Source organism: Bacillus sp. ISL-46 (assembly GCF_018613205.1).
This window is the reverse complement of the sequence record NZ_JAGGQR010000108.1, coordinates 63,683-85,991: the sequence shown is the minus strand read 5'-3', so window position 1 is coordinate 85,991 and position 22,309 is coordinate 63,683. Positions and strand designations below refer to the sequence as shown.

The following is a 22,309-nucleotide window of genomic DNA, read 5'->3' as shown; positions in this document are numbered from 1 at the left end:
TAAAAAGTGGTGAAAATGAATCCAATGAGACCTGTTGGCTATAAAAATCTAATAAAAAGTGGTGAAAATGAATCCAATGAGGCTTATTGGATACAAAAATCTAATAAAAAGTGGAGAAAATGAATCCAATGAGGCCAATTGGCTATAAAAATCTAATAAAAAGTGGAGAAAATGAATCCAATGAGGCTTATTGGATACAAAAATCTAATAAAAACTCCAAAAATGATTCCAAGAGCACTTATTGTCAACTTCTAATCTGAAAAAATAACATTAAGGAGAGGAACTAGCCTAGTGAGGGAATTATTATTATGAAAAAATAGAATCAGGAATTTGGGAGGTTGTTTATATAGGACTTGGTGGGATTTAAACCCACAAAACACATTGCAACCTTTGTGTAAGGGCTGCAAGTTGCTCTATTCATTGAGCTACAAGTCCTATCTATAATATGTACCAAAAATAAGTTATTATTCCTTAGTTATAACAAAATTTTTTAGTAAACTAAACTATACTAATGTTGCGCAGTTAGCAATTTTCATAAATAATGATTAACTATTAGGTCCATCTAATGTATAATATTTTCAACAATGATAGAGAGGAATTACCATGAACTCATATATAAAAGATCAAATTGAAGTGTTTCAAGAAAAAAATCAGAATCGTGGATGCCTATTAGTTAGCTGCCCAGATCAACCTGGCATAGTTGCGGCGATATCAAAGTTTTTGTTTTCCTATAATGCAAATATTATTGAATCCAGTCAGTATTCCACCAATCCTGAGGGTGGCACCTTTTTTATTCGGATTGAATTTGAATGCCCAGGTTTAAAGGATAAAGCAAAGGACATGGAGACTCAGTTTGCTGAAATTGTTAAGGAGTTTTCGATGGAATGGAGCTTTACGCATGTTTATCATGTGAAAAAAGCGGCAATCTTTGTATCAAAAGAACTTCATTGTTTGCTCGAGCTTTTGTGGGAATGGCAAAGTGGAGACTTAATGGCTGATATCGCCCTTGTTATCAGTAATCATGAAACAGGAAGAGAGGTTGTCGAAGGACTAAACATCCCGTTTTATTACGTTCCAGCCAATAAAGATATTCGTGGACAAGCCGAAGCAACGCAACTTAAGCTACTAAAAGAGTATGACATTGATTTTGTGGTATTGGCCCGATATATGCAAATCTTGTCACCGAAATTTGTCGAAGAGAATCCCAATAAAATTATCAATATTCACCACTCCTTTTTACCAGCCTTTGTGGGTGCAAGACCCTATGAACGAGCTTTTGGCCGCGGTGTCAAATTAATCGGTGCTACTTCTCATTATGTGACCAATGACCTGGATGAGGGACCTATTATCGAACAGGATATCAGTCGGGTCGATCATCATGACAATGTGGACAGCCTTAAGAAAATTGGACGTAGAATTGAAAGAAGCGTATTGGCTCGAGCGGTAAAATGGCATATTGAAGACCGTATTATCGTTCATCAAAATAAAACAATTGTTTTCTAGTAAATCCCTTTAATAGGGATTTTTTTCTGTCCAATCATTAGATTGGGCTATTTGTGCGGGATTTTTAAAAATGGATTTAATCTATTTTTCCAATCAAAAACTAGGACTATTGGAAAGCGTCGTGAATATACATTTAAAATACTAGGGGGATGAGGAAAATGGAAAATCAAATTAAGATTAACGATAATGGTCCACTAGCTGTAAATGGAGACTTTCAAATCATGGATGCCGAAGGAAATGAATATCCGAAGAAGGCAAAAGTGTATCTATGCCGTTGTGGACTTTCCAACAAAAAGCCGTTTTGTGATGGATCACATAAGAAAGGCGGATTTGAAAGCAGCCCAAGAGTGACTGACGGAAAGTAAAGGTGTCAGGCACCACTCTTTCCAGGGTTTTGTAGCACTTTTGGATTCTGTAGGTGTAGCCAGGATGGGCAAACAAATCTTGGCTGTTCTTATTTTATTGAATTTCATAATCCAAGACTGTTTATTGCGGACATGGTGAATAGTTGATAATATATTATCAGGTATGTGTCACCATGAAGTTTGTACGCCAAAGGAATTCAACTTAATAACTAAGTGTATTATGAGAGGCGGTAAATAAAATGACAAAAGGTAATAATGAGAAAATAACGGTAAAAGCAACAGTTCATGCACCAGTAGAAAAAGTGTGGGGATATTGGACAGAGCCAAATCATATAACGAAATGGAACAATGCTTCAGATGACTGGCACACGCCAATTGCTGAAAATGATTTAACGGTTGGCGGGAAATTTCTCACAAGAATGGAAGCAAAAGATGGCAGTTTTGGCTTTGATTTTGGTGGGATTTATGATGAAGTGAAATTAAATGAGGCTATTTCTTATACCATGGGGGATGGAAGAAAAGTTGATATTACTTTTAAAGGTCGTGGAAATGAAACCCAGGTAATCGAAACTTTTGATGCAGAAACCACCAATTCAATTGAGATGCAACAAGCAGGATGGCAGGCCATTTTAGATAATTTTAAAAAATATAGCGAGCAATAATCAAATCGAAAAGATTGTTTTCAAGGGAATCCCTTTAATAGGGATTTTTTTGGAAAAATAGAGAGGAGAAAATCAGTTCAAGGCTGATTTTCTCCTTTTTATTTTGTGATGAAGATGAACTCACTTTGCTACCTTTGTGCATGCTGTTTCAACAATGACGGGTACCACTCTCAATAAGTCGATAACTCCTAAATTCTAGTTTCTTTGTGGTTTCCAGCTGGATTAATTCTCCATGTTCCAATTGAATCCTCTTTGAAAATAGTGGTCCATCATATACAAAGGTATGATATTCACCGGATTCTCCCATCGGACAAATAGTAGTCTGTTGAACATCCTGTAGGAACGATTCATCTATGATTCTACCAAGCCACATGTCATCTAATACATCTTCCCGTACGCGGATCACGATTGCTTCATAACCAGAATGGACAAACTTATCCAATGATTGTAAAGAAGCTTCCTTTTTCATCCATAGTGGATACAGGGCATCAACATCTGCAGCGATAGCGACTTTTTCTCCCCATTCCCTGTGTTCATCTAAATAAAGATCTCCGTAGGCTATTCCCGTTACATTATATTGATTTTTCAAGGAAAGCACTTCTTCGACAAATTGACTTGTATAGTTTTCGTATGTACATTCGATAAAATGAACAGGTAGGTTTAAAGCTTCACCTTGTAGTTTTATCATTTCTGTTCGCTCTCCATGGCCAAATGTTCGCCCAAGTTCTTTGGGAACAGTTGTAACCAAGCAAACAACCTCAAATCCGTGCGAAATTAAAGTATCTAAGGCCATGCAACAATCCTTTCCGCCACTCCAAGATAAAGCTATTCGTTTTTTCAAGATTCATCATCTCCCCTTAATGATATTTTCATGTTTGTCATAATGATATTTTATCATAAAGATTAATAACCCGAGCTCGTAGATGGGAATCCAAGTAAAACATTAAGTGATACGTATTTCATTATACAATTTTAAATAATTTATTCAAAAAAGTATAAAAATTATCAATCATCTGATATAACTGAACTATCAAGAAATTTTGCTGGTTTATTATTCATAAATGAATAATTTTTCATTGATTGGAATTCGAGAAGGGAGGGTTATTTGTGAATGATGAAATAAAAGTTTGGAATGAAAATGAAGCCATTCTTCATTCATTGCAAGACGATATTTTAGTGACCGATACAGATGGCATTATTTTGAAGGTGAGTGAAGCAACCGAAGGTATTTATAATATGAAGACAAATGAAATGATCGGCCGATCCGTTTATGAACTTGAAAAAGAAGGGGTTTTTACACCGATTTTGACCCCTTTGGTCATTAAAGAAAAAAAGAAAATTACCCTTGTCCAAACAACTAATAATGGCGATAAGTTACTTGTTACGGGGATTCCTGTATTCGATGCTAACAAAACGCTCGTCCGAATTGTCAGTTATTCACATGATGTAACAGAGTTACTTAACATGAAAAAATACTTAATTGACATCGAAGACGAAATGGAACGAGTGAAAAGTGAGCTTGAATTGCTGAGAAATCTTCAGTTTGATTCTGATGGGATGATAGCAACCAGTATAGAAATGAAAAAAGTCCTCCAACTCGCATTACAGGTAGCTGAAATCGATGTCAATGTGTTACTGCTGGGGGAAACAGGAGTGGGAAAATCACATATTGCTAAATTTATTCACAAGAAGAGTTCGAGAAAGAACGGACCTTTTATCGAGGTGAACTGTGGGGCCATACCCGAATCCCTTTTTGAGGCAGAGTTTTTTGGTTATGAATCAGGTGCATTTACGGGTGCAAATTCGAAAGGGAAGGTAGGGTTAGCGGAACTTGCTGAAGGTGGGACATTATTTTTAGATGAAATTGGTGAGTTGTCATTAGCAGATCAAGTGAAAATCCTCAAATTTATTCAGGAAAAGCAATTTTATCGTGTCGGTGGAACGAGGCTTCGAACCGTTGATTTCCGTATCCTAGCCGCGACAAATAAAAACTTAGAGAATGCAGTTGAAGAAAAAACCTTTAGACATGACCTCTATTTTCGCTTAAATGTGGTACCCATCACCATTCCGCCATTAAGGAAGCGGTCAACTGATATTATTCCGTTGATTGAACACTTTTTAGCGTTTTTTTCAAAAAAGTACGGCCGGGAGCGCAGCCTTGATGAGGGTGTTATCCATCTATTGTTAACACAAGAGTGGAAGGGAAATGTGCGGGAATTAATCAATTTAATTGAAAGACTGGTAGTCACCTCACCTAAACAGCTGATTGAAATTGGAAATTTACCTAATCAATTTCGAAAGCCTTTTCCTGATGTGACGTCAGTTGAAGAAACCAATCGCTCCTTGAATGAAATTCTTGAAAGCGTTGAAAAGCAAGTGCTAATAAAAGCTAGAAAACAATACAAAACAACGATTAACATGGCTAAAGCATTAGGAATCAGTCAACCATCTGTATTTAGAAAACTCAGAAAATACGAAATAGAATAAAGAGTGGCACGAAACTTGCATTATATTTTAGTAATGAGTGGACCAACCAAGGGAGGTTTCTTAGCAAGGCTATTCCTTATAAGGGGGGCGATACGAAGGGAAAGCGGTTCTTTATTGCTTATATTTATACAAAAATAATAAACGTAAATATTCTCAAATAACATTGTAAGTGTATTTTTATTTCAATTTGTGTATATTCAATTGATAATAGAATATTAGGAAAATATATTGACATAAAATAGACAAATATTTATATTTAAGGAATATTATTCATTTTTAAATAACTTTAGTGGAGAAGAGGTGGATTATGAAAGTAACAGTAGGACCAGCTCAATATATTAGAAATAAGGGTTTATTAGAAGCAGCGGGAACTTACATAAAAAACTTCGGAAACTCTGCCGCCCTTATTGGAGGCCATACAAGTAAAGAAATTGTAGAAGTTTCATTACGAAAAAGTTTGTTAGAGCATGGGATTTTATTGAAGAATTCCCTGTGGTATGGAGGAGAATCTTCCGAATCGAATATCGATAGAGTAGTAGCCGACTTAAGAGATGAAAAGATCGATGTCCTCATCGTGGCAGGTGGAGGTAAAGCAATTGATACGGTGAAAGCCGTTGCTTACCGACTTAACAAACCTTTAGTTGCCATACCAACAATCGCCGCAACTTGTGCAGCTGCCACACCTATTACCATTCTTTACAGCAATGAAGGTGAATTTATCGGGATTGAACGAAAGTCAAAAGCTCCTGATTTAGTCTTGGTAGATTCGGAAATTATCATGAAGGCGCCCGTTCGTTTTTTAATAGCAGGTATTGGCGATACATTGGCTAAATATTTCGAAACGAAATCCTCTGTGAAAAAAGCAACACCAACCGCCTTAAATCAGACGGCCATTGCGATAGCAGGTCAGGTGTACCAAACGTTGCTTCAAATAGGGAAAGAGTCTGTCAATGCTGTAAGAGCACAAACAGTGACAAAAGAATTCGAAAATGTGATAGATACCGTTATTTTAGTCAGTGGCAGTGTAAGTGGGTATGGCGGGGATGATTGCCGGACAGCTGGAGCGCATGCCATCTATTCCGGATTAACGATTTTCCCTGAAGTGCACCACACCTATCATGGTGAAATTGTTGCCTTTGGTATTCTTGCACAGTTGTGTATGGAGAATACCAGTGATGATGAGTTGAAAACGTTAATAAGTTATTACCAGGAAGTAGGACTTCCTTTTACTTTAAAGCAAATGGGGATAACAAATTTAACAAATAGTCAGTGGAGAAGGCTTGGTGACATTACCGTTACTATTGAAGATATGGCGAATATGCCATTTGAAGTCACAGCAGAAATGGTGATTGAAGCTGTCCGCCGAGCAGATGAAATAGGAAATGGGATGTTAACTACTGGTATTGCTGCACAGTAATGGTTCTTTATTCGTAGGCAGTCCATTTAAAAAAGAGCAACATGGTTGAAAAAACTTGATTCTATGAAGCTAGCTACACGAAAGAGAGATAATTTTTTTAATCAATCAAGGGGGAATTTAGGATGAAAAAATGGTTATTAGTTGTTTGCTCGTTGATGTTGTTATTCGCGTTAGCGGCATGTGGAAAAAAGGACGCGGCAAGTACTGCAGAAAATGGGAAGTCGTCTGAACCTTTGAGAGTGACATTGCCGACATGGACAGGATATGGCCCATTATTTTTAGCAAAGGAAAAGGGCTTTTTCAAAAAGAATGGTATTGATGTGGACCTTTCCATTGTTGAAGGATTAGGTGAACGTAAACAAGCGTTAGCAAGCGGGAAAATTGACGGGATGGCAACAGCACTGGATGTGCAAGTTTCATTAGCAGCCTCTGAAATCCCAGTTCAAGTTGTTTGGTTATTGGATGATTCATACGGCGGAGATGGCATCCTTGTAAAAAAAGGAATTAATAGTGTGAAAGATTTAAAAGGGAAACAAGTAGCATTTGAAGTTGGTTCAACAAGCCATATGCTAGCACTACAAGCCTTAAAACAAGGCGGATTAACTGAAAAAGATGTGCAAGTTGTCCAAATGTCTGCAGGCGATGCTGGTGCAGCTTTTGCAGCTGGTAAAGTGGATGCAGCCGTAACATGGGAGCCTTGGTTATCAAAAGGAGCACAAGCAAACGGAAAGGTATTATTAACAACCAAAGATCTATCAGGAATTATTGTTGATACCGTCAGCTTTAAAGAAGATGTCATCAAAAATCGTCCGAAAGATGTGGAAGCTTTTGTAAAAGCTATGGGCGAAGCAATGACTTACTGGAAAGAACATGAAAAAGAAGCCAACGAAATTATGGCGAAAGGTTTAAAAATTGACCTAAGAGAATTTGAAGGAACGGTAACTGGTTTGAAATTCTTTTCAAAAGAAGATAACGTAAAATTATTTGGCACGGAAAGTGCAAAAGGTTCCATTTATCAATCAACAGAAAATGCGATTTCGTTTTACAAGGATCAAAAACTTCTTAAAACAGAGCCAAAAGCAGAAGATGTCATCAATCCAACTTTCCAAAAGTAAGAAATTTACTGCTAAATTATTTTTGGATTCACTTTGATCAGCCTGACTCATGAGTTGTTTTTTACCCCTCATCAGTTAGGCTTTTTTTCAAAATAAAACGCATAAGAAAATAGGTGAGAAAAAATGATAGCAAAATTGTTTACTCCTAATAAGGAAATTCCAAAAATGTTTTATACTTCGGCTGGCTTCTTAACATTTATTATTTTTCTATTGATTTGGTCTGTACTCAGTTACGGCCAGTTTGTTAATCCTTTATTCTTACCAACTCCAACTGCTGTATTAGCGACAGCCGTCGATATGTTCATTAATGGTGAGATTCTCTCTGATATTGGAATCAGTTTTACAAGGGTTCTTTTCGGGTTTCTAGCTGCTGCCATTATTGGTCTACCTCTAGGGATCTTAATGGGATCGCTGCGGATTATGGAGGGAGCATTTGAACCGATCATCGGATTCATTCGCTATATGCCGGCATCCGCCTTCATTCCTTTACTTATTCTTTGGATTGGACTTGGAGAGACCGAAAAAATGAGTGTCATTTTCTTAGGAACGTTTTTTCAGCTGACACTGATGATTATGGACGTTACGAAAAATGTTCAAAATGATTTAGTCGATGTTTCCTACACATTAGGCGCAAAGAAGGCACAGGTGTTCACAAAGGTAATTCTGCCTGCTTCATTACCGGGAATTGTTGATACGCTTCGTATTACATTCGGATGGGCGTGGACATATTTAGTCGTTGCTGAAATCGTTGGTGCATCTAGTGGTTTAGGATATATGATCATGCAGGCATCACGTTTTCTGCAGCCGGATAAAATCATCGTGGGCATTCTAATTATTGGTTTACTGGGGCTGATTACAGATATTCTCTTTAAAGCTATATACAAGGCTTCGTTTTCTTGGATGAGAAAGGATGGTTTCTAGATGGTTACACCTGGATTAAAAGTGAAAGAAGTAGAAGAAATAGTTGTACCAAAACAGAGAGAATCTCTTGTTTCAAAAATGGGTACCCCAAAGTTAGAAATTAAAGAGGTAGGGAAAGTCTTTAAAACAAAAAAAGGTGAAACAATCGCATTAGAAAAAACCTCCTTTTCGATTGAGGAAGGGGAATTTGTCACCATTTTAGGACCTTCAGGTTGTGGCAAATCCACCGTGTTAAGGATTGTCGCAGGTTTAGAAGATGCAACGTCAGGAAAAGTTCTTCTTGATGGGCAGGAAATCAATGGACCTGGACCTGATCGAGGTATGGTGTTTCAATCGTACACTTTATTTCCATGGTTATCTGTCAAAGAGAATATTACCTTTGGACTAAAGCTAAAGGGTGTTTCTCAAAAAGAAAGGGACGATATTGCAAGACACTACTTGCAATTAATCGGTTTAGAAGGATTTGAATCGCATTTCCCGATTCAATTATCAGGTGGGATGAAACAACGTGTAGCGATTGCACGGGCGCTGGCAAACGATCCGAAAATATTATTAATGGATGAGCCATTTGGAGCATTGGATGCCCAAACTAGAAACATTATGCAAGAAGTGCTCCTTAAAGCATGGGAAGAGTCCAAAAAGACGATTTTATTTATTACGCATGATGTTGAGGAATCGATCTTTTTAGCAGATTCCGTTTATGTGATGACTGCAAGACCAGGTCGTTTAAAGAAAAAGATCCCTATAACATTAGAGAGACCTAGAGATTTTAGTGTAAAAGCTACACTCGAGTTTGCCGAATACAAAGAAGAATTATTGTCGCTGATTCGAGATGAAAGTTTAAAAGCGATTAAATAACTCACGTCACTAAACTGATAATAATAGAAGAAACCCGTAATTTCGAGAGAAAAGGATTACGAATATGGAGGTCAAAGTATGGAGAACAAATGGGATCACCTCGTGAAAAATATGCCAAATCGACTTGCACCTAGCATGGCGAAGGACCATCCAAATCTACCAGTTGTTAAAGAGGAAGGCTGCTATTACTTTGGAGTGGATGGAAAGAAGTATCTTGATTTTACATCCGGGATAGCCGTAACAAATGTTGGGCATCGTCATCCAAAGGTGGTGCAAGCCATTAAAGATGCAGCAGATGGATTGATGCATGGTCCTTCTGGCGTGATTATGTATGAGTCGATTTTACGTTTAGCCGATGAACTTGCTGAAATTTTACCTGGGGACCTTGATTGCTTTTTCTTTGCCAATAGTGGAACGGAAGCAATCGAAGGCGCTCTTAAACTAGCAAAATATGTGACGAAACGACCTTATGTCATTTCCTTTACAGGTTGTTTCCATGGTCGTTCTTTAGGCGCATTAAGTGTGACTACATCGAAAAGCAAGTACCGGAAATTTATCCAACCGTCTGGACTTACCTATCAAGTTCCTTATGCGAATGTAAAAGAATGTCCAGCAGGCATGGATCCTGAAACCTATGTGATCGAAAAATTAGAAAAAGATTTTGCATCATTATTTAGCCATCAAGTAACACCGGAAGAGGTCGCATGTGTGATTCTAGAGCCTGTGCTCGGTGAAGGTGGTTATGTGGTTCCGCCAAAGGGCTGGTTAAAAAAAGTTCGTGAGATTTGTGATCGCCACAATATCTTATTGATATTTGATGAAGTTCAAACAGGATTTGGCCGTACAGGTCAATGGTTCGCAGCGCAAACCTTTGATGTAACCCCAGATATTATGGCAATCGCCAAAGGAATTGCCAATGGTCTTCCGCTTAGCGCGACGGTCTCTTCCAGTGAATTAATGAAACAATGGCCACTCGGAAGTCATGGGACAACGTTTGGCGGAAATCCAATTGCATGTTCCGTTGCACTAGCTACCTTGGAAGTAATGAAAGAGGAAAACCTACTTGAAAACACTCGAAACATGGGAAGCTATGCCGTTCAGCAGCTAGAACGAATTAAAGAACGTCACCCTGTTATTGGCAGCATCCGTGCGGTTGGCTTAATGATTGGAATTGAAATCATTGACCCAGTGACAGGTGGACCGAATGGTGAAGGATTGTTAAAAATTCTTGATCTCGCGCTTGAAAAAGGTGTTTTATTCTATCTGTGCGGAAATCATGGGGAAGTCATTCGAATGATTCCTCCGTTAATCGTTACAAAGGAACAAATTGATCAAGGGCTTCAAATGCTTGATGAAGCATTATCGGAGTATGAAGCGACATTGATGCAGCCAGTAAAATAATAATCAGCAAACAGAATGATAAGCGTTGAGATTTTTCTCTCATCGCTTTTTATTTTGTCTTGTGTAGGCAAAATAGTTTATTATAAATATATTATGTAAACTAATATGTTTTTAAGAAAGAAAATTATACAAGGATATTAGCTGAAAAATGGTATACTTTTAATTATTTAGTAGCAACCTTACCGGGCATCGTTTGTTAAAATAAATATATCTGAGTCCTTTGTGGTTACTTGTTTGGAGTTGAAAATTTTGAGTCGTTTATTTGCAAATTGGTATGATTTTTTTATGAATCCGTTGGAGAATAAGAAGTTTAAGAGGATTCGCAAGGAACTTCTTTCAAAGGCAACGGGAAGTGTCCTAGAATTAGGGTCGGGTACAGGAATTAATTTTCCTTTATATGAATCTGCAGAAACAGTGACTGCGATTGAACCGAGTCAACATATGATTGAGCGTTCCTTATCGAAACATAAGCAATCACTAGTCCCAATAGAAATCGTTCAGGCAAGTGCAGAAAAACTGCCTTTTGCTGCGGATACTTTTGATACAGTAGTGGCAACACTTGTATTTTGTACGATTCCAAATCCGGATATAGCCATTTTAGAGATGAAACGAGTATGTAAGCCTGAAGGTAAAATTCTACTATTTGAGCATGTAAAAATGCAAAATCGGTTTTTATCCACACTCCAGGACTGGTTAACTCCCGCTTGGAAAAAAATCTGTGATGGATGCTGTTTAAATAGGAATACCTTAGACTTACTAAGGGCTCATGATATCTCATTAATAAAGGTGCAAAAATATTATCGTGATTTATTTGTTTTTGCTGAAGCCAAAAATAATAAGAAAGCATAGTTTTTTCAAGAGTCTCCATATTGGAAGGCTGGCTCTAATGTTGTCTAAAAATAACATTGTTGAGTCAGCCAGTCTCTTTTTCTTATCTTTTATTGATTTAACGCTCCTGGGGTCAACCCCCAAAATTTAATCCTTGATTTCAACATTCCCATTGTCATCAATTTCGATAGTTGTATAGCTTTTGAAGACGTCCATGTTGGTGATTTCATGTTGAACGACGCTGGCAAAGCTCTCCATGTAAGGCTTGTACACCTCAGGGTCTTTGACGAGATGATAAAAATTCACTCTTTTTCCATCTTTCATATCCGTCATCCTTAGTAAAAATCGGTCGCCAAATTGCCCTTTAAACCAACCTCTTGCTTCCTCATGACTATTGAATTTAGGCATTTGGTTAGGATCAATTGTAAGATCTTGATTCATTAACTCGTTCACCTCTTTCCAATATATTGCCTCTTCTAATATTCCCCATTGGCATAAAAATTATTGAGTATTAAAAGTTGAAATAAAAATTCAACTGTCACTTCATTTATATGGTAAATTTAAAGAGTGAGAATCAATATTACCGCTTTAAAATAGGCGTAGTTTCAATGAACTAATAGATGAACCAAATGTATGGAGGAAAGGTTTATGGCAGTTGTAAAATCAGTCACAATCGATGGCGAGAGTATTCATGTATTTAGAAATGCGGTTTACATCTTTGAATCGAGCTCAGGCTTTACCTTAGAATTGGATTTGATTGTAAGTGAGGTTGTTGTAAAAAAATATAAAACCGTTGAAAACCTAATTGTTGAGATAGAATTTGAAGATAGGAGAATCATAAATTCCATTATGCATGTAAAAATTCTGGCTGGAGGCTTGCCACAACTTAATTTATTCTGTGCGCTCGATGATATCAAAGAATATCAAGACTTCAAACGGGTAAACGAAAATGAATCTTGGTTTCCGAATATAGAAGAAGGCATTACCATCGAAGAAATAAGAAAAGTGGAAATGCCAAATGAGGATGTTAGTTTAAAACTAAATCTGCCAATCGACCAGGTTGAGTGGATTAAAAAACATAAAAAGAAAAGTATAAATGAAATTTTTCAAGAATTGATCTATGAATTTTGGGAAAAACAAGAATCATAATGATTTTGGTGTAGTCAGCATACTTCCGTCTGAAAGTGGACAGACGGTAGAGCACTGACACCGGAAATTAAAATTACTTCATTTTGTCAAGGGTAACATCAAAGATGAAACATAGAAAAATAGCAAAGATCGCAGAAAAGATAAGGGCGGGGATGGGCCTTTTAAAATGGATTCGAATGATCATGAACATAACCATTACGAATAATAGGGACCATAATAAATTCCAATGATGATGGTAGGTAATAGATCCGCCCTTCACCGCAAAATATTCCAAAACAATATAGACACTTGTAAAAAAGGCGATGTAAAGAGATTGAGAGAGGACGCCTTTTCTAAAAGGATATTTGGAAAGGTAAACCCATGTCGATAGGGGCATTCCAATCAAAGTTAGTAACAATATCGGAATCATAGCAAACTGTATCCCATTGGGTTCCAATTGCCAAAGTTGATATTTATAACAAAGGAGTTCATATAATGCGTCTCCTAGGGAAGCAAAAAGCATCGTAGGATAATATACCTTCCAATTACGATCTGCGAACTTAAAGGCAGCAATTATCCAAATAACCGAATAGATGATGGCAATCATGAGGTACACTCCTAGAAGTTAATATATACTATATTTCCCAAAAGTAGATATACCATCCATAGGTGAGTAATAATAAAATTTTTTAATTCAGTTATAAATTCTACAAATCATTTAAAGAATTAAGTTCTTTCATCGGTGAAACATCCTTTTCCAAAAAGAAAAAATGGGTTACATTTGTAAGTATGATTCTAAAGGTTTGCATTGGGTGGTGATACCGTGTGACGGAAACAAAAAAGCTGCAAGAGATAGATTTATATAAACCCATTCAGACTTATTTTTTACGTGAAGGGTATGAGGTTTACGGGGAAGTGAAGGACTGCGATATTGTTGCAGTGAAAGATGAAGAGTTAGTTGTCATTGAATTAAAACTCACCCTAAGTGTGGATTTACTAATACAGGCGGCCAAACGGCAGCGTATTACGGATAAAGTTTATGTGGCGATACCGAAACCGAAGCATCGTTTAAATTCTAAACGGTGGACAGAAAAATGCCATTTAATTCGCAGGCTGGAGCTGGGAATGATTGTTGTTTCGAGCCCAGGAAAACGGGGAAGGGCAGAAATTATTTTCGAGCCCACTCCATTTATTCGCCGCAAAAACAAACGCAAGCGAGATTCTATTATGAAGGAAATTAACGGCCGAAGTGCGGACTATAATGTGGGCGGCAGTAATCGAACCAAGATTATGACAGCTTATAAAGAAAATTGCATCCAAATTGCGTGTTACCTAGAAAATTTGGGTCCATTATCCCCGAAAAAGTTAAATCAATTGGGATCTGGAAAAAATACTTCTTCGGTCCTTACTAAAAACTATTATGGTTGGTTTGAAAGGATTAAACGAGGTATCTATGTAATAACTGAGAAGGGGAAAGAAGAAATCAAGGAATATCCGGAGTTGATAAATTATTATTTAACTAGTTTAGGCGACGACCAGGTTACTTAACTGCTACTACCTAAAAGGCTGCCCCAAAATTACTTGGGACAGTCTTTTTTACTCTCTATGTTCAAAATATACTTGGGTCGTTCGCGGTCGTGTTTCTTTGAACCATTGATAACAAAAGATAGTGATCAGAATCAAGTCAATGGCATCTCCACCATAATACATAAGCAAAGCGCCCGTTTTGGCTTGGGCAACGGGAACTCCCATTGGCGGATGAGCATAAATATATTTTGAAAGAATGCCGTGGCATGCCAAGGCGATGATTAATACGCTCGAACGGAATAGATTACTCGTCCGGTGTGGGTGGGGATCCGTATAAATAAAGGCTGCTGTGAAAAAATAGCCCGCAAGGAATACATGCAGGTGGACTACGCTGTGAAGCAGTGCGTTATGTTGCATCGTTTGATATAGGCTAGTTGTATAGAGGACCCAAAGGCCGCCGACATTTAGGAGTGAGGCTACAATAGGATTACTGATGAATCTGATTGGGTTGCTTTTTATAATACGGGATAAGAGCCGTGCTTGCTTTACGTTTAATGTTCGCAGAATTAGTGTCATTGGGGCGGCCAGGACCATAAGAAGTGGTGCCAGCATCCCGAGAAGGAGATGGCCGAGCATATGTGACGTGAAATCTTGATGGGAACGAGCGGCCATAGGTCCTGATATAGCAGCTAAGGAACAGGACAATCCTCCGATCCACAAGACCATTCGGAAAAACCGCCATGATTTTTTCCGTCGCTTAGTTAGAATGACTGCGTAGAGATAGATCACTAATGCCATAATAAACGGCAGAGTTAATATCAGTTGGGGAATCAAGCCAGGTATTCCCATTTCAGAACCATGTTGTATGTGATTATGTATGTGCATTTTCTTTGGGGACTCCTGATGGTTTATATCTCTTATTCGTGCGAACTAGGAGGACGATGCCTAGAATAATCATCAGAACAGAGGTTGTGTACCACACCATGTCGTAGGGTAGGATATTTACTTGATAGCGTATTTGGTGAAGTCTCATCAGTTTATGTTGGATGGTTCCATCATATAATTGGAATCCTCCAGCCCCAAGCAATACACTGCCCAACCACCTCGGTAGCAGCCATCCACTACGGCGGCGAAGGTCGGCAACCATAAATAATGACCCAACTGTCGCAAACCAGCTAAACGCATGAAAAAATCCATCAGAGACTAGTCCAATCGTAGTCGTAGATTTATCGTAGAAATGATGCCAATGCAGTAATTGATGAAAAATAGTTTCGTCTATAAAAGCGACCAGTCCAATGCCAAACAGAATGCCAGACCAGAGATTTCGACTTATGTATGCAGGGTAATTCTTGTGATTAGTAATCTTATTTTTCTGTTCCATTTTCTTCTCCTTTATCCAACTAATTCTTCTGCATTTCAATTTACCCTAAATGTATTAACAATAAACAGGTTTCCAGAAGAGTGCCTGTCCTTAAAGTTATCTTATTGAGTTGATAGCTAAAATGGGTGGATAAAAATTCTTATTTTTAATTTCTCCTCAATTTGTCAAGACTGTTAAGCATAGGGCGATAAAGATAGGAAGGAGACTTATTTATGAATAAACCTTTTGAATATCAGGAAATTCTTTATAACGAAGTCATCTATTTTTTAGAAACGAAATGGAAGCGTCGACTAAGTGATCATGAGCGGCATGTACTGATTGAAGGCTATCGATTTGGCAGGATGGTTGAGGCTGAAAATGAAATCAAAATCCTTTCGGCTAAGTAATTATAGATTTAATAAGTGATACAGACCTCGGGCAGCATCTGACGGTAATTGTTGCTGACATCATTCCCATTTTTAACGGATATCGTATTAAAAGATAACTTTGCATACTGCAAGGTTTTTTCTTGTTTCAATTATTGTATAATAAAGGAAGCGCTTCATATTTTTTGGCGGAGAGGAGAAAGGGGGTAAAGGTTAATAAAGATTCTTATTTGTTCATTTTGAATAGAATCACAGATTACTAAGTGGTTGTAAAAGTTTAAGCTACATAAGGAGCTCGAATCAGTAAGAGAAAAATCATAACAAATTCATCTAAATCATACTAAAATGGAACCCAATCATTTTGTATGAAGCTCATTCGTGCTCTCAAGCCTAGGTGAGTGTAGTTTACTGAAAAGGAAATAGCACGATGAACTACGTTAGTGGATAAGGTAAAGAAACACCTGCGGATGTGTCCACCAGTCTGCTGCTCTGTTAGCTAGGAGGAAGACCGTTTCCTAGGGTTTGGAAACTTACCACCGAAATAGCATGTCCTGTCCATTGACTTTGGCAAGGAGGAAAATTCCCGTAACGGAGGCTGGTCAGAAATGACCCATTGTTTTGTGTTAGATGCAAAAGGCAACAAGTTATCTCCAACAAAAGAAAATCGTGCATGGTATTTAATTCGGAAACAGAAAGCTGCATTGAAAAGCAAATTTCCCATGGTGATTCAGCTAAAAAAAGAAATCCCTGTAGATGAAATCGACTCAACATCCGTTCATCTAGGCATTGACGATGGTTCGAAATTTGTAGGTATTGCTTTAGTACAAAAATGCAACACCAGAAATAAACCTGTATTTAGAGGAACCATTGAACTTCGTACAAATGTCAAAGAAAAAATTGCCGTAAGACGAGGGTACCGTCGATACAGAAGGCAACATAAAAAATACAGACCCGCACGATTTGATAATCGATCTTCTTCCAAACGAGAAGGACGAATTCCAGCAAGTATTAAACAAAAGAAGGATTCTATTTTAAGAGTGGTCAAACAACTCCACAAGTGGATACGAATCGACCGTATTTTCTTAGAAGATGTCTTAATTGATATCCGAGCATTGGAAAAAGGCTTTAAACCATACAAATGGGAATATCAACAAAGCAATCGCTTAGATGAAAACATTCGAAAAGCAGCAGTGATTCGTGACCACAATACTTGCCAGGATTGTGGATTGACAAATTCCCGAATGGAAGTGCACCACATTACCCCAAGGCGACTAAACGGCAGTGATTCCCTTCATAACTTAATCACCCTTTGTTCCACCTGCCATGGAAAGGTAACTGGCGATGAGTTAAACCATTGTATGAGATTCTATCAAAAAGTAAAAGGCAAAAAGATCTCGTACAGTGATGCCATGCATGTTATGCAAGGGAAAACCTATATTCAAAATGAATTAAAGAAAATATCCCAATTATCTATAACAACTGGAGGGGATACTGCAAACAAACGCATGGATTGGGGAATTGAGAAGACACACGCCAATGATGCTATTGTTATTTGTCATTCAAATGTTAGGCCTGAACAATGTGAAATCAAAAATTGGGCGATAAAACCAATGAGAAAGCACTCCAATAAAAAAATAGAGTCGGTAAATGGTTTTCATCACAGGGATTTTGTTAAATATACGAAACGCAATGGAGAAAGGTATTTGGCGTATATCACCGCTTTATATCCAGAAAAAAATCAATGTAACATGACAACGATAGAGGGAAAGATTTTGAAAAGATATGGTCTTTCTAGGCTTACATTATTATGGCGATTTAACAAAATATATTGGTTTTGAAGTTAAGTTAAATTATTAAGGAGGTGAATTCTGGTAACAAAATAAGGAAAGTGTACGTTTTATTACATTTTTTGTTACCAGGAAATTGAATGATGTCAAACTATGTAAAAATAGGTAATCTTCAAGTAGCAGATGTACTTTATCAGTTTATTAACGAGGACGCTTTACCTGGAACTGGCTTGGACCGCGAAAAGTTCTGGGCTGATTTCGAGACACTCTTTGCTGATTTGACACCGAAAAATAATCAGCTATTAGCTCGAAGGGATGACATTCAACATCAAATCAATGCCTGGCACCGAATAAATAAATCCTTCCACTTTGAAAATTATAAATCATTTTTAAAGGAAATTGGCTATTTAGAGTCTGAGGCAGCAGACTTTCAAATTACTACTGAAAATGTCGATGAGGAAGTAGCCTTAAAAGCAGGACCGCAGCTTGTCGTTCCTGTTGATAATGCCCGCTATGCCTTAAACGCAGCTAACGCCCGGTGGGGAAGCCTTTACGATGCATTATATGGAACGGATGCAATAAGTGAGGACGGCGGTGCCCAGCGAAATGCTGGCTATAATCCAGTTCGAGGGGAAAAAGTAATTGCTTTTGCAAGGGAGTTTCTTGATCAAGCCATACCACTTAACCAATTTTCCCATAAGGAAGCTGTTAAATATTCGATTGTGAATGGGAGATTAGCAGTTTTACTCCGCAATGGCTCAACCAAAGGGCTTTCAGATGAAACAAAACTATTCGGGTATCAGGGGAATCCAGAAGAACCTTCCTCCATTTTGTTTAAAAATAATGGTCTCTATTTTGAAATCCAATTCGACCGCAGCCATCCAATTGGTAAAACAGACCTGGCGGGTATTAAAGATATTTTCATAGAGTCGGCATTAACCACGATTATGGACTGTGAAGATTCCGTTGCCGCCGTTGATGCTGAGGATAAGGTGCTTGTTTATTCAAATTGGCTCGGATTGATGAAGGGGGACTTGACGGCTGCTCTAACTAAGAATGGAAAGACGATCACGCGATCTCTCCAGCCTGATCGACAATATACATCCCCATCAGGTGAAGAATTCGCCTTAAAAGGGCGATCGCTTATGTTTGTTCGTATTGTCGGCCATTTAATGAAGAGTCATGCAATTCTTAATAAGGATGGGAACGAGGTACCAGAAGGGTTAATGGATACGGTCCTTACCAGTTTAATTGCCAAGCATTCTCTTTTGGCGAATGGAAAATATCAAAACTCGTCTAAGGGATCGATCTATATCGTAAAGCCGAAAATGCATGGATCCGAAGAAGCGGCGTTTGCCAACGAAACGTTTAATCGCGTGGAAGACATGCTTGGTCTTGTACGGAATACGCTAAAGATTGGTGTGATGGACGAAGAGCGCCGGACGTCTTTGAATCTGAAGAATTGTATTCGTGAAGTAAAAGATCGAATTGTCTTCATTAATACTGGTTTCTTGGACCGGACCGGGGATGAGATCCATACTTCAATGGAAATAGGAGCAGTTATTCGCAAAAACGAAATGAAGTTTTCAACTTGGCTGCAAAGCTATGAAAAATCCAATGTTTTTATCGGACTCGCCACTGGACTCAAAGGCCGGGCCCAGATTGGTAAAGGAATGTGGGCGATGCCGGACCTGATGGCTGAAATGATCAAGCAAAAAATCGGCCACCTGCAAGCGGGCGGGACGACTGCATGGGTTCCATCACCAACAGCTGCAACCCTGCATGCCCTTCATTATCATCAGTTAGATGTTTCAAAGGTGCAGGATGAGTTAGCAAAGGATATTCAGGATTTAAGAGATCAGATTTTAACGATCCCTGCTGCCGAAAAGACCAACTGGTCCGCTGAAGAAATTCAGCAGGAGCTTGATAACAATGCCCAGGGCATTCTTGGCTATGTCGTTCGTTGGGTAGAAATGGGCGTTGGCTGTTCGAAAGTACCAGATATTAATCATGTGGGTTTGATGGAGGACCGTGCCACGCTAAGGATTTCTAGCCAGCATATCGCTAACTGGCTGCACCATGGTATTTGTACGAAGGAACAGGTTCAAGAAACGTTAAAGCGGATGGCGAAAGTAGTGGACCGCCAAAATGAAGGTGACCCGGCCTATCGCCCGATGGCTGTAGATTATGATCAATCTGTTGCATTTCAAGCAGCGTGCGACTTAGTATTTAAAGGCTATGATCAGCCAAACGGCTACACTGAGCCGATTTTGCATCGTCGCCGTATTGAAGCTAAAGCCAAATGGAGAGTCGAGCACCACAATTAATAGTGCCAAAATCACAAGCAACTACATGGTTACAGATGTAGTTGCTTTTTTTGATGAATGAAACTGTCAACATAAGGAAAAATAGCTTTGATACATTACCTTTTAAGGAGTAAATAGGAATGAGTAATATGGAACAGAAGGAAACTTTACTAATGTTGGAAAGAAGCGATCAGGATGGAAGAAAGCCACAAAGCAGGAGCCTCTAAATCTAAATTCCTAACTATTATAAAGCAATCGATGGCAGTGAATAAGAAGCCATTTCCCTGGCTAAAGGCATTTTGTGCAGGTATTGCTGCAGCACTCCCTGTTATTATTGGATTATTATTTGGTAATTTAGAATATGGATTGTTAGCCGGGATGGGGGGCTTTACCTATCTTTATGTATTTAATATCCCCTATGCTCAGCGGGCAAAAAAGCTAGTTTTTGTCATTCTTGGCATGTGTTTGGTCTCAGTATTAGGGACACTATCTGCTCCATATCCGCTTGCTATCGCCATTTTAATGGGGATCATTGGAGCAGCTGCTATTTTTATTTTTGGTGCATTACGAATAACGGGACCCTCTGCCATCTTTTTTGTGTTGGTTTTTTCGATGACTACTGGGATGCCAATCCAACCAGAGCTTGCCCCGTTACGAGCCGCTCTTGTCTTTCTTGGTGGAACCCTATCGTGGATGATTGCCATGTTTGGCTGGTTCTTCAATCCACACGGCCCAGAAACAGGGGTCGTCCAAAGAGTTTATTTGGAATTGGCTGCGTTTCTCGATTCCGTTGGTACAAATAAATTTTCTATTCCGAGACATCGAGTTATGTCCGTTTTGAAAGAAGCTGAAGAAACATTGGCAGCAGGGTATATCCCTTGTCGAACAACGGATCTCTTTAATCGTTTATACGTATTAAACGATCATGCCAATCAAATATTTTTGTATGCCCTTGAAAATTTTTCAGATAGTCATTCCAACTTCCCACCAGAATTGGGTCAAACTATCCGGGAAATGGCTCATTCACTAGACCATAAGAAAAAGGGAGAAAGTTTTTCAAAAAAAATTCTTCAGCCTTCAGTTATGGATGAAAAGGTGGCTCAATTATTTACAATCGTTTATGATGCGGATGCCATCATGAATGAACCAACATCTAAAATAAATCAAACGATTCGAATTTCCAAACCTTCCTTTAAGACTATTTTTATGGGTTCCTTTGATAAACACTCGATTGTTTTTATTACGGCGATACGATTCGGCGTTATTACGACCAGCGCTGCAATTATTGCCTTTCAGTTTGCATTTGTACGGTCCTATTGGGTCCCTTTATCCTGTGTAGCTGTTTTGTCAGGCTCTACCATTGTTGCGACCTATCATCGTGCCATTCAAAGAGGATTGGGTACCATCATTGGTATTTTAATTGCTAGTTTCATTCTTGCTATGCACCCAGATGGTTACATTATTGCTTTTTTCGTTTTACTATTGACGTTTATTACGGAACTTTTTATTGTAAAGAATTATGGATTGGCAGCCTTATTTTTTACACCGAATGCATTATTAATGGCAGAAAGCACGAGTCATGGAAGTTTTAGCTTTTCCTATTTTGCCTCGCCCAGATTAATCGATGTGTTGATCGGAATTAGTATAGGTCTCATCGGTGTATGGTTAGTAGGGAGGCGATCAGCCTCTAGTCGACTGCCACATTTAATCACCAAAACCATCCGAAGTCAGGCTCAATTTTTGATCATCCTCTTTTCAGATCAAGGAGAAGGTTTTATTGCTTCGGAGAGTAGAGAATTAAGAAAAATGCGTACGAATATTATTAATTTAATTACGTTATATACTACAGCTGCAGGCGAGATTCCGGTTAATCAAAAAGCAGTGGAATACTACTGGCCGGTAATTTTTTCGATCGAGCATTTAGGATATTTACTAGAAAATTGTTCAAGAACCGAAGAACGTCCAATTCTATCAGATGAAACACTTTCCCAATTGCTTTATATATGTGAAACGATGGCCAATGCCACCGCTCGAAAACGTTCGCCTTCTTTAAAAACTGTACCTAACATCGAAGCATTTCCTAGCATTCAAAGTGAAATTATCAGCCTGCAAAAGTCGCTTCAAATGGAAAGTTGAGTTTCTGTTAAAGTAAAAGAAGGACCTATAGCGATGTTTACAATAGGTGACTATAACAAAAAATTATTTCATATTTCTGTGTATTTTTATATTTTAAAAAAGTGTTATGATATTCATGTAAT

21 protein-coding genes and 1 tRNA gene are annotated in these 22,309 nt (G+C 38.3%); 16 read left to right on the top strand and 6 right to left on the bottom strand.

Going from position 1 to position 22,309, the window contains the following annotated elements; all coding sequences use genetic code 11:
• Positions 1 to 348 precede the first annotated feature (348 nt).
• Positions 349 to 435: transfer RNA gene (locus J7E67_RS30835), tRNA-OTHER, on the bottom strand.
• Positions 436 to 603: 168 nt separating this feature from the next.
• Between J7E67_RS30835 and purU the strand changes: the two genes are divergently transcribed.
• The 3 genes from purU to J7E67_RS30820 all read left to right on the top strand — a co-directional run bounded on the left by purU (position 604) and on the right by J7E67_RS30820 (position 2,530).
• Complete coding sequence (purU, locus tag J7E67_RS30830; protein ID WP_214718139.1) at positions 604 to 1,503, top strand: formyltetrahydrofolate deformylase; 900 nt, start codon at positions 604 to 606, stop codon at positions 1,501 to 1,503.
• 158 nt (positions 1,504 to 1,661) lie between these two features.
• Positions 1,662 to 1,868 carry a CDGSH iron-sulfur domain-containing protein gene (locus J7E67_RS30825; protein WP_308160791.1) on the top strand — a complete coding sequence of 69 codons (207 nt, stop codon included), beginning with the start codon at positions 1,662 to 1,664 and terminating at the stop codon, positions 1,866 to 1,868.
• Positions 1,869 to 2,107: 239 nt separating this feature from the next.
• A complete protein-coding gene (locus tag J7E67_RS30820; protein WP_214718143.1) occupies positions 2,108 to 2,530 on the top strand; it encodes an SRPBCC family protein in 423 nt (140 codons plus the stop codon).
• A gap of 148 nt (positions 2,531 to 2,678) precedes the next feature.
• Here the strand turns inward: J7E67_RS30820 and J7E67_RS30815 are convergent, their stop codons facing one another.
• Complete coding sequence (locus J7E67_RS30815; RefSeq protein WP_214733472.1) at positions 2,679 to 3,371, bottom strand: Dph6-related ATP pyrophosphatase; 693 nt, start codon at positions 3,369 to 3,371, stop codon at positions 2,679 to 2,681.
• Between the two features lie 266 nt (positions 3,372 to 3,637).
• On the opposite strand from J7E67_RS30815, the gene J7E67_RS30810 reads away from it, so the two are divergent.
• The 7 genes from J7E67_RS30810 to J7E67_RS30780 all read left to right on the top strand — a co-directional run bounded on the left by J7E67_RS30810 (position 3,638) and on the right by J7E67_RS30780 (position 11,578).
• On the top strand, positions 3,638 to 5,017 hold the full coding sequence (locus J7E67_RS30810) for a sigma-54 interaction domain-containing protein (protein WP_308160792.1): 1,380 nt from the start codon (positions 3,638 to 3,640) through the stop codon (positions 5,015 to 5,017).
• Between the two features lie 307 nt (positions 5,018 to 5,324).
• Positions 5,325 to 6,434, top strand: a complete 1,110-nt coding sequence (locus J7E67_RS30805; RefSeq protein WP_214733471.1) for an iron-containing alcohol dehydrogenase family protein — start codon at positions 5,325 to 5,327, stop codon at positions 6,432 to 6,434.
• Between the two features lie 122 nt (positions 6,435 to 6,556).
• The gene (locus J7E67_RS30800; RefSeq protein WP_214733470.1) at positions 6,557 to 7,549 is read left to right on the top strand and encodes an ABC transporter substrate-binding protein; all 993 of its coding nucleotides are present in this window, start codon (positions 6,557 to 6,559) and stop codon (positions 7,547 to 7,549) included.
• 123 nt (positions 7,550 to 7,672) lie between these two features.
• Positions 7,673 to 8,470: an ABC transporter permease gene (locus tag J7E67_RS30795; RefSeq protein WP_214733469.1), complete on the top strand. Its 798-nt coding sequence runs from the start codon at positions 7,673 to 7,675 to the stop codon at positions 8,468 to 8,470.
• A complete protein-coding gene (locus J7E67_RS30790; RefSeq protein ID WP_214733468.1) occupies positions 8,471 to 9,328 on the top strand; it encodes an ABC transporter ATP-binding protein in 858 nt (285 codons plus the stop codon).
• 78 nt (positions 9,329 to 9,406) lie between these two features.
• On the top strand, positions 9,407 to 10,729 hold the full coding sequence (locus J7E67_RS30785; RefSeq protein WP_214733467.1) for an aspartate aminotransferase family protein: 1,323 nt from the start codon (positions 9,407 to 9,409) through the stop codon (positions 10,727 to 10,729).
• Positions 10,730 to 10,978: 249 nt separating this feature from the next.
• On the top strand, positions 10,979 to 11,578 hold the full coding sequence (locus tag J7E67_RS30780) for a class I SAM-dependent methyltransferase (protein ID WP_214733466.1): 600 nt from the start codon (positions 10,979 to 10,981) through the stop codon (positions 11,576 to 11,578).
• Between the two features lie 126 nt (positions 11,579 to 11,704).
• On the opposite strand, the gene J7E67_RS30775 is transcribed toward J7E67_RS30780, so the two are convergent.
• Positions 11,705 to 11,998 carry a hypothetical protein gene (locus J7E67_RS30775; RefSeq protein ID WP_168244300.1) on the bottom strand — a complete coding sequence of 98 codons (294 nt, stop codon included), beginning with the start codon at positions 11,996 to 11,998 and terminating at the stop codon, positions 11,705 to 11,707.
• Positions 11,999 to 12,205: 207 nt separating this feature from the next.
• Between J7E67_RS30775 and J7E67_RS30770 the strand changes: the two genes are divergently transcribed.
• Positions 12,206 to 12,706 (top strand): hypothetical protein, encoded by a 501-nt coding sequence (locus tag J7E67_RS30770; protein ID WP_214733465.1) that lies wholly within the window; start codon positions 12,206 to 12,208, stop codon positions 12,704 to 12,706.
• Positions 12,707 to 12,779: 73 nt separating this feature from the next.
• Here the strand turns inward: J7E67_RS30770 and J7E67_RS30765 are convergent, their stop codons facing one another.
• The gene (locus tag J7E67_RS30765) at positions 12,780 to 13,292 is read right to left on the bottom strand and encodes a CBO0543 family protein (RefSeq protein WP_214733464.1); all 513 of its coding nucleotides are present in this window, start codon (positions 13,290 to 13,292) and stop codon (positions 12,780 to 12,782) included.
• Positions 13,293 to 13,510: 218 nt separating this feature from the next.
• Between J7E67_RS30765 and J7E67_RS30760 the strand changes: the two genes are divergently transcribed.
• The gene (locus J7E67_RS30760) at positions 13,511 to 14,233 is read left to right on the top strand and encodes a DUF2161 domain-containing phosphodiesterase (protein ID WP_214733463.1); all 723 of its coding nucleotides are present in this window, start codon (positions 13,511 to 13,513) and stop codon (positions 14,231 to 14,233) included.
• 48 nt (positions 14,234 to 14,281) lie between these two features.
• Here the strand turns inward: J7E67_RS30760 and J7E67_RS30755 are convergent, their stop codons facing one another.
• On the bottom strand, positions 14,282 to 15,097 hold the full coding sequence (locus J7E67_RS30755) for a cytochrome c oxidase assembly protein (RefSeq protein WP_214733462.1): 816 nt from the start codon (positions 15,095 to 15,097) through the stop codon (positions 14,282 to 14,284).
• Complete coding sequence (locus tag J7E67_RS30750) at positions 15,084 to 15,593, bottom strand: DUF2243 domain-containing protein (protein ID WP_214718168.1); 510 nt, start codon at positions 15,591 to 15,593, stop codon at positions 15,084 to 15,086. Before J7E67_RS30750 ends, J7E67_RS30755 begins: the two co-directional genes overlap by 14 nt.
• 212 nt (positions 15,594 to 15,805) lie before the next feature.
• Between J7E67_RS30750 and J7E67_RS30745 the strand changes: the two genes are divergently transcribed.
• From J7E67_RS30745 to J7E67_RS30730, 4 genes are all read left to right on the top strand, one after another.
• Positions 15,806 to 15,979, top strand: coding sequence for a hypothetical protein (locus J7E67_RS30745; RefSeq protein ID WP_214718169.1), 174 nt, complete (start codon positions 15,806 to 15,808; stop codon positions 15,977 to 15,979).
• A gap of 584 nt (positions 15,980 to 16,563) precedes the next feature.
• Positions 16,564 to 17,796 (top strand): RNA-guided endonuclease IscB, encoded by a 1,233-nt coding sequence (gene iscB / locus J7E67_RS30740; protein WP_214733461.1) that lies wholly within the window; start codon positions 16,564 to 16,566, stop codon positions 17,794 to 17,796.
• 92 nt (positions 17,797 to 17,888) lie between these two features.
• Positions 17,889 to 20,072 carry a malate synthase G gene (locus tag J7E67_RS30735; RefSeq protein WP_214733460.1) on the top strand — a complete coding sequence of 728 codons (2,184 nt, stop codon included), beginning with the start codon at positions 17,889 to 17,891 and terminating at the stop codon, positions 20,070 to 20,072.
• A 174-nt stretch (positions 20,073 to 20,246) separates the two neighbouring features.
• A complete protein-coding gene (locus J7E67_RS30730) occupies positions 20,247 to 22,187 on the top strand; it encodes an FUSC family protein (protein WP_214733459.1) in 1,941 nt (646 codons plus the stop codon).
• Positions 22,188 to 22,309 lie beyond the last annotated feature (122 nt).

What these genes read in the sequence shown, in the direction of transcription:
- J7E67_RS30750 (WP_214718168.1), bottom strand. Translation starts at nt 15,593, where the DNA reads ATGGAACAGAAAAATAAGATTACTAATCACAAGAATTACCCTGCATAC.
- J7E67_RS30735 (WP_214733460.1), top strand. Translation starts at nt 17,889, where the DNA reads ATGTCAAACTATGTAAAAATAGGTAATCTTCAAGTAGCAGATGTACTT.
- J7E67_RS30755 (WP_214733462.1), bottom strand. Translation starts at nt 15,097, where the DNA reads ATGCACATACATAATCACATACAACATGGTTCTGAAATGGGAATACCT.
- J7E67_RS30820 (WP_214718143.1), top strand. Translation starts at nt 2,108, where the DNA reads ATGACAAAAGGTAATAATGAGAAAATAACGGTAAAAGCAACAGTTCAT.
- iscB (WP_214733461.1), top strand. Translation starts at nt 16,564, where the DNA reads ATGACCCATTGTTTTGTGTTAGATGCAAAAGGCAACAAGTTATCTCCA.
- J7E67_RS30770 (WP_214733465.1), top strand. Translation starts at nt 12,206, where the DNA reads ATGGCAGTTGTAAAATCAGTCACAATCGATGGCGAGAGTATTCATGTA.
- J7E67_RS30795 (WP_214733469.1), top strand. Translation starts at nt 7,673, where the DNA reads ATGATAGCAAAATTGTTTACTCCTAATAAGGAAATTCCAAAAATGTTT.
- J7E67_RS30785 (WP_214733467.1), top strand. Translation starts at nt 9,407, where the DNA reads ATGGAGAACAAATGGGATCACCTCGTGAAAAATATGCCAAATCGACTT.
- J7E67_RS30775 (WP_168244300.1), bottom strand. Translation starts at nt 11,998, where the DNA reads ATGAATCAAGATCTTACAATTGATCCTAACCAAATGCCTAAATTCAAT.
- J7E67_RS30790 (WP_214733468.1), top strand. Translation starts at nt 8,471, where the DNA reads ATGGTTACACCTGGATTAAAAGTGAAAGAAGTAGAAGAAATAGTTGTA.
- J7E67_RS30825 (WP_308160791.1), top strand. Translation starts at nt 1,662, where the DNA reads ATGGAAAATCAAATTAAGATTAACGATAATGGTCCACTAGCTGTAAAT.
- J7E67_RS30730 (WP_214733459.1), top strand. Translation starts at nt 20,247, where the DNA reads ATGGAAGAAAGCCACAAAGCAGGAGCCTCTAAATCTAAATTCCTAACT.
- J7E67_RS30805 (WP_214733471.1), top strand. Translation starts at nt 5,325, where the DNA reads ATGAAAGTAACAGTAGGACCAGCTCAATATATTAGAAATAAGGGTTTA.
- J7E67_RS30765 (WP_214733464.1), bottom strand. Translation starts at nt 13,292, where the DNA reads ATGATTGCCATCATCTATTCGGTTATTTGGATAATTGCTGCCTTTAAG.
- J7E67_RS30745 (WP_214718169.1), top strand. Translation starts at nt 15,806, where the DNA reads ATGAATAAACCTTTTGAATATCAGGAAATTCTTTATAACGAAGTCATC.
- J7E67_RS30800 (WP_214733470.1), top strand. Translation starts at nt 6,557, where the DNA reads ATGAAAAAATGGTTATTAGTTGTTTGCTCGTTGATGTTGTTATTCGCG.
- purU (WP_214718139.1), top strand. Translation starts at nt 604, where the DNA reads ATGAACTCATATATAAAAGATCAAATTGAAGTGTTTCAAGAAAAAAAT.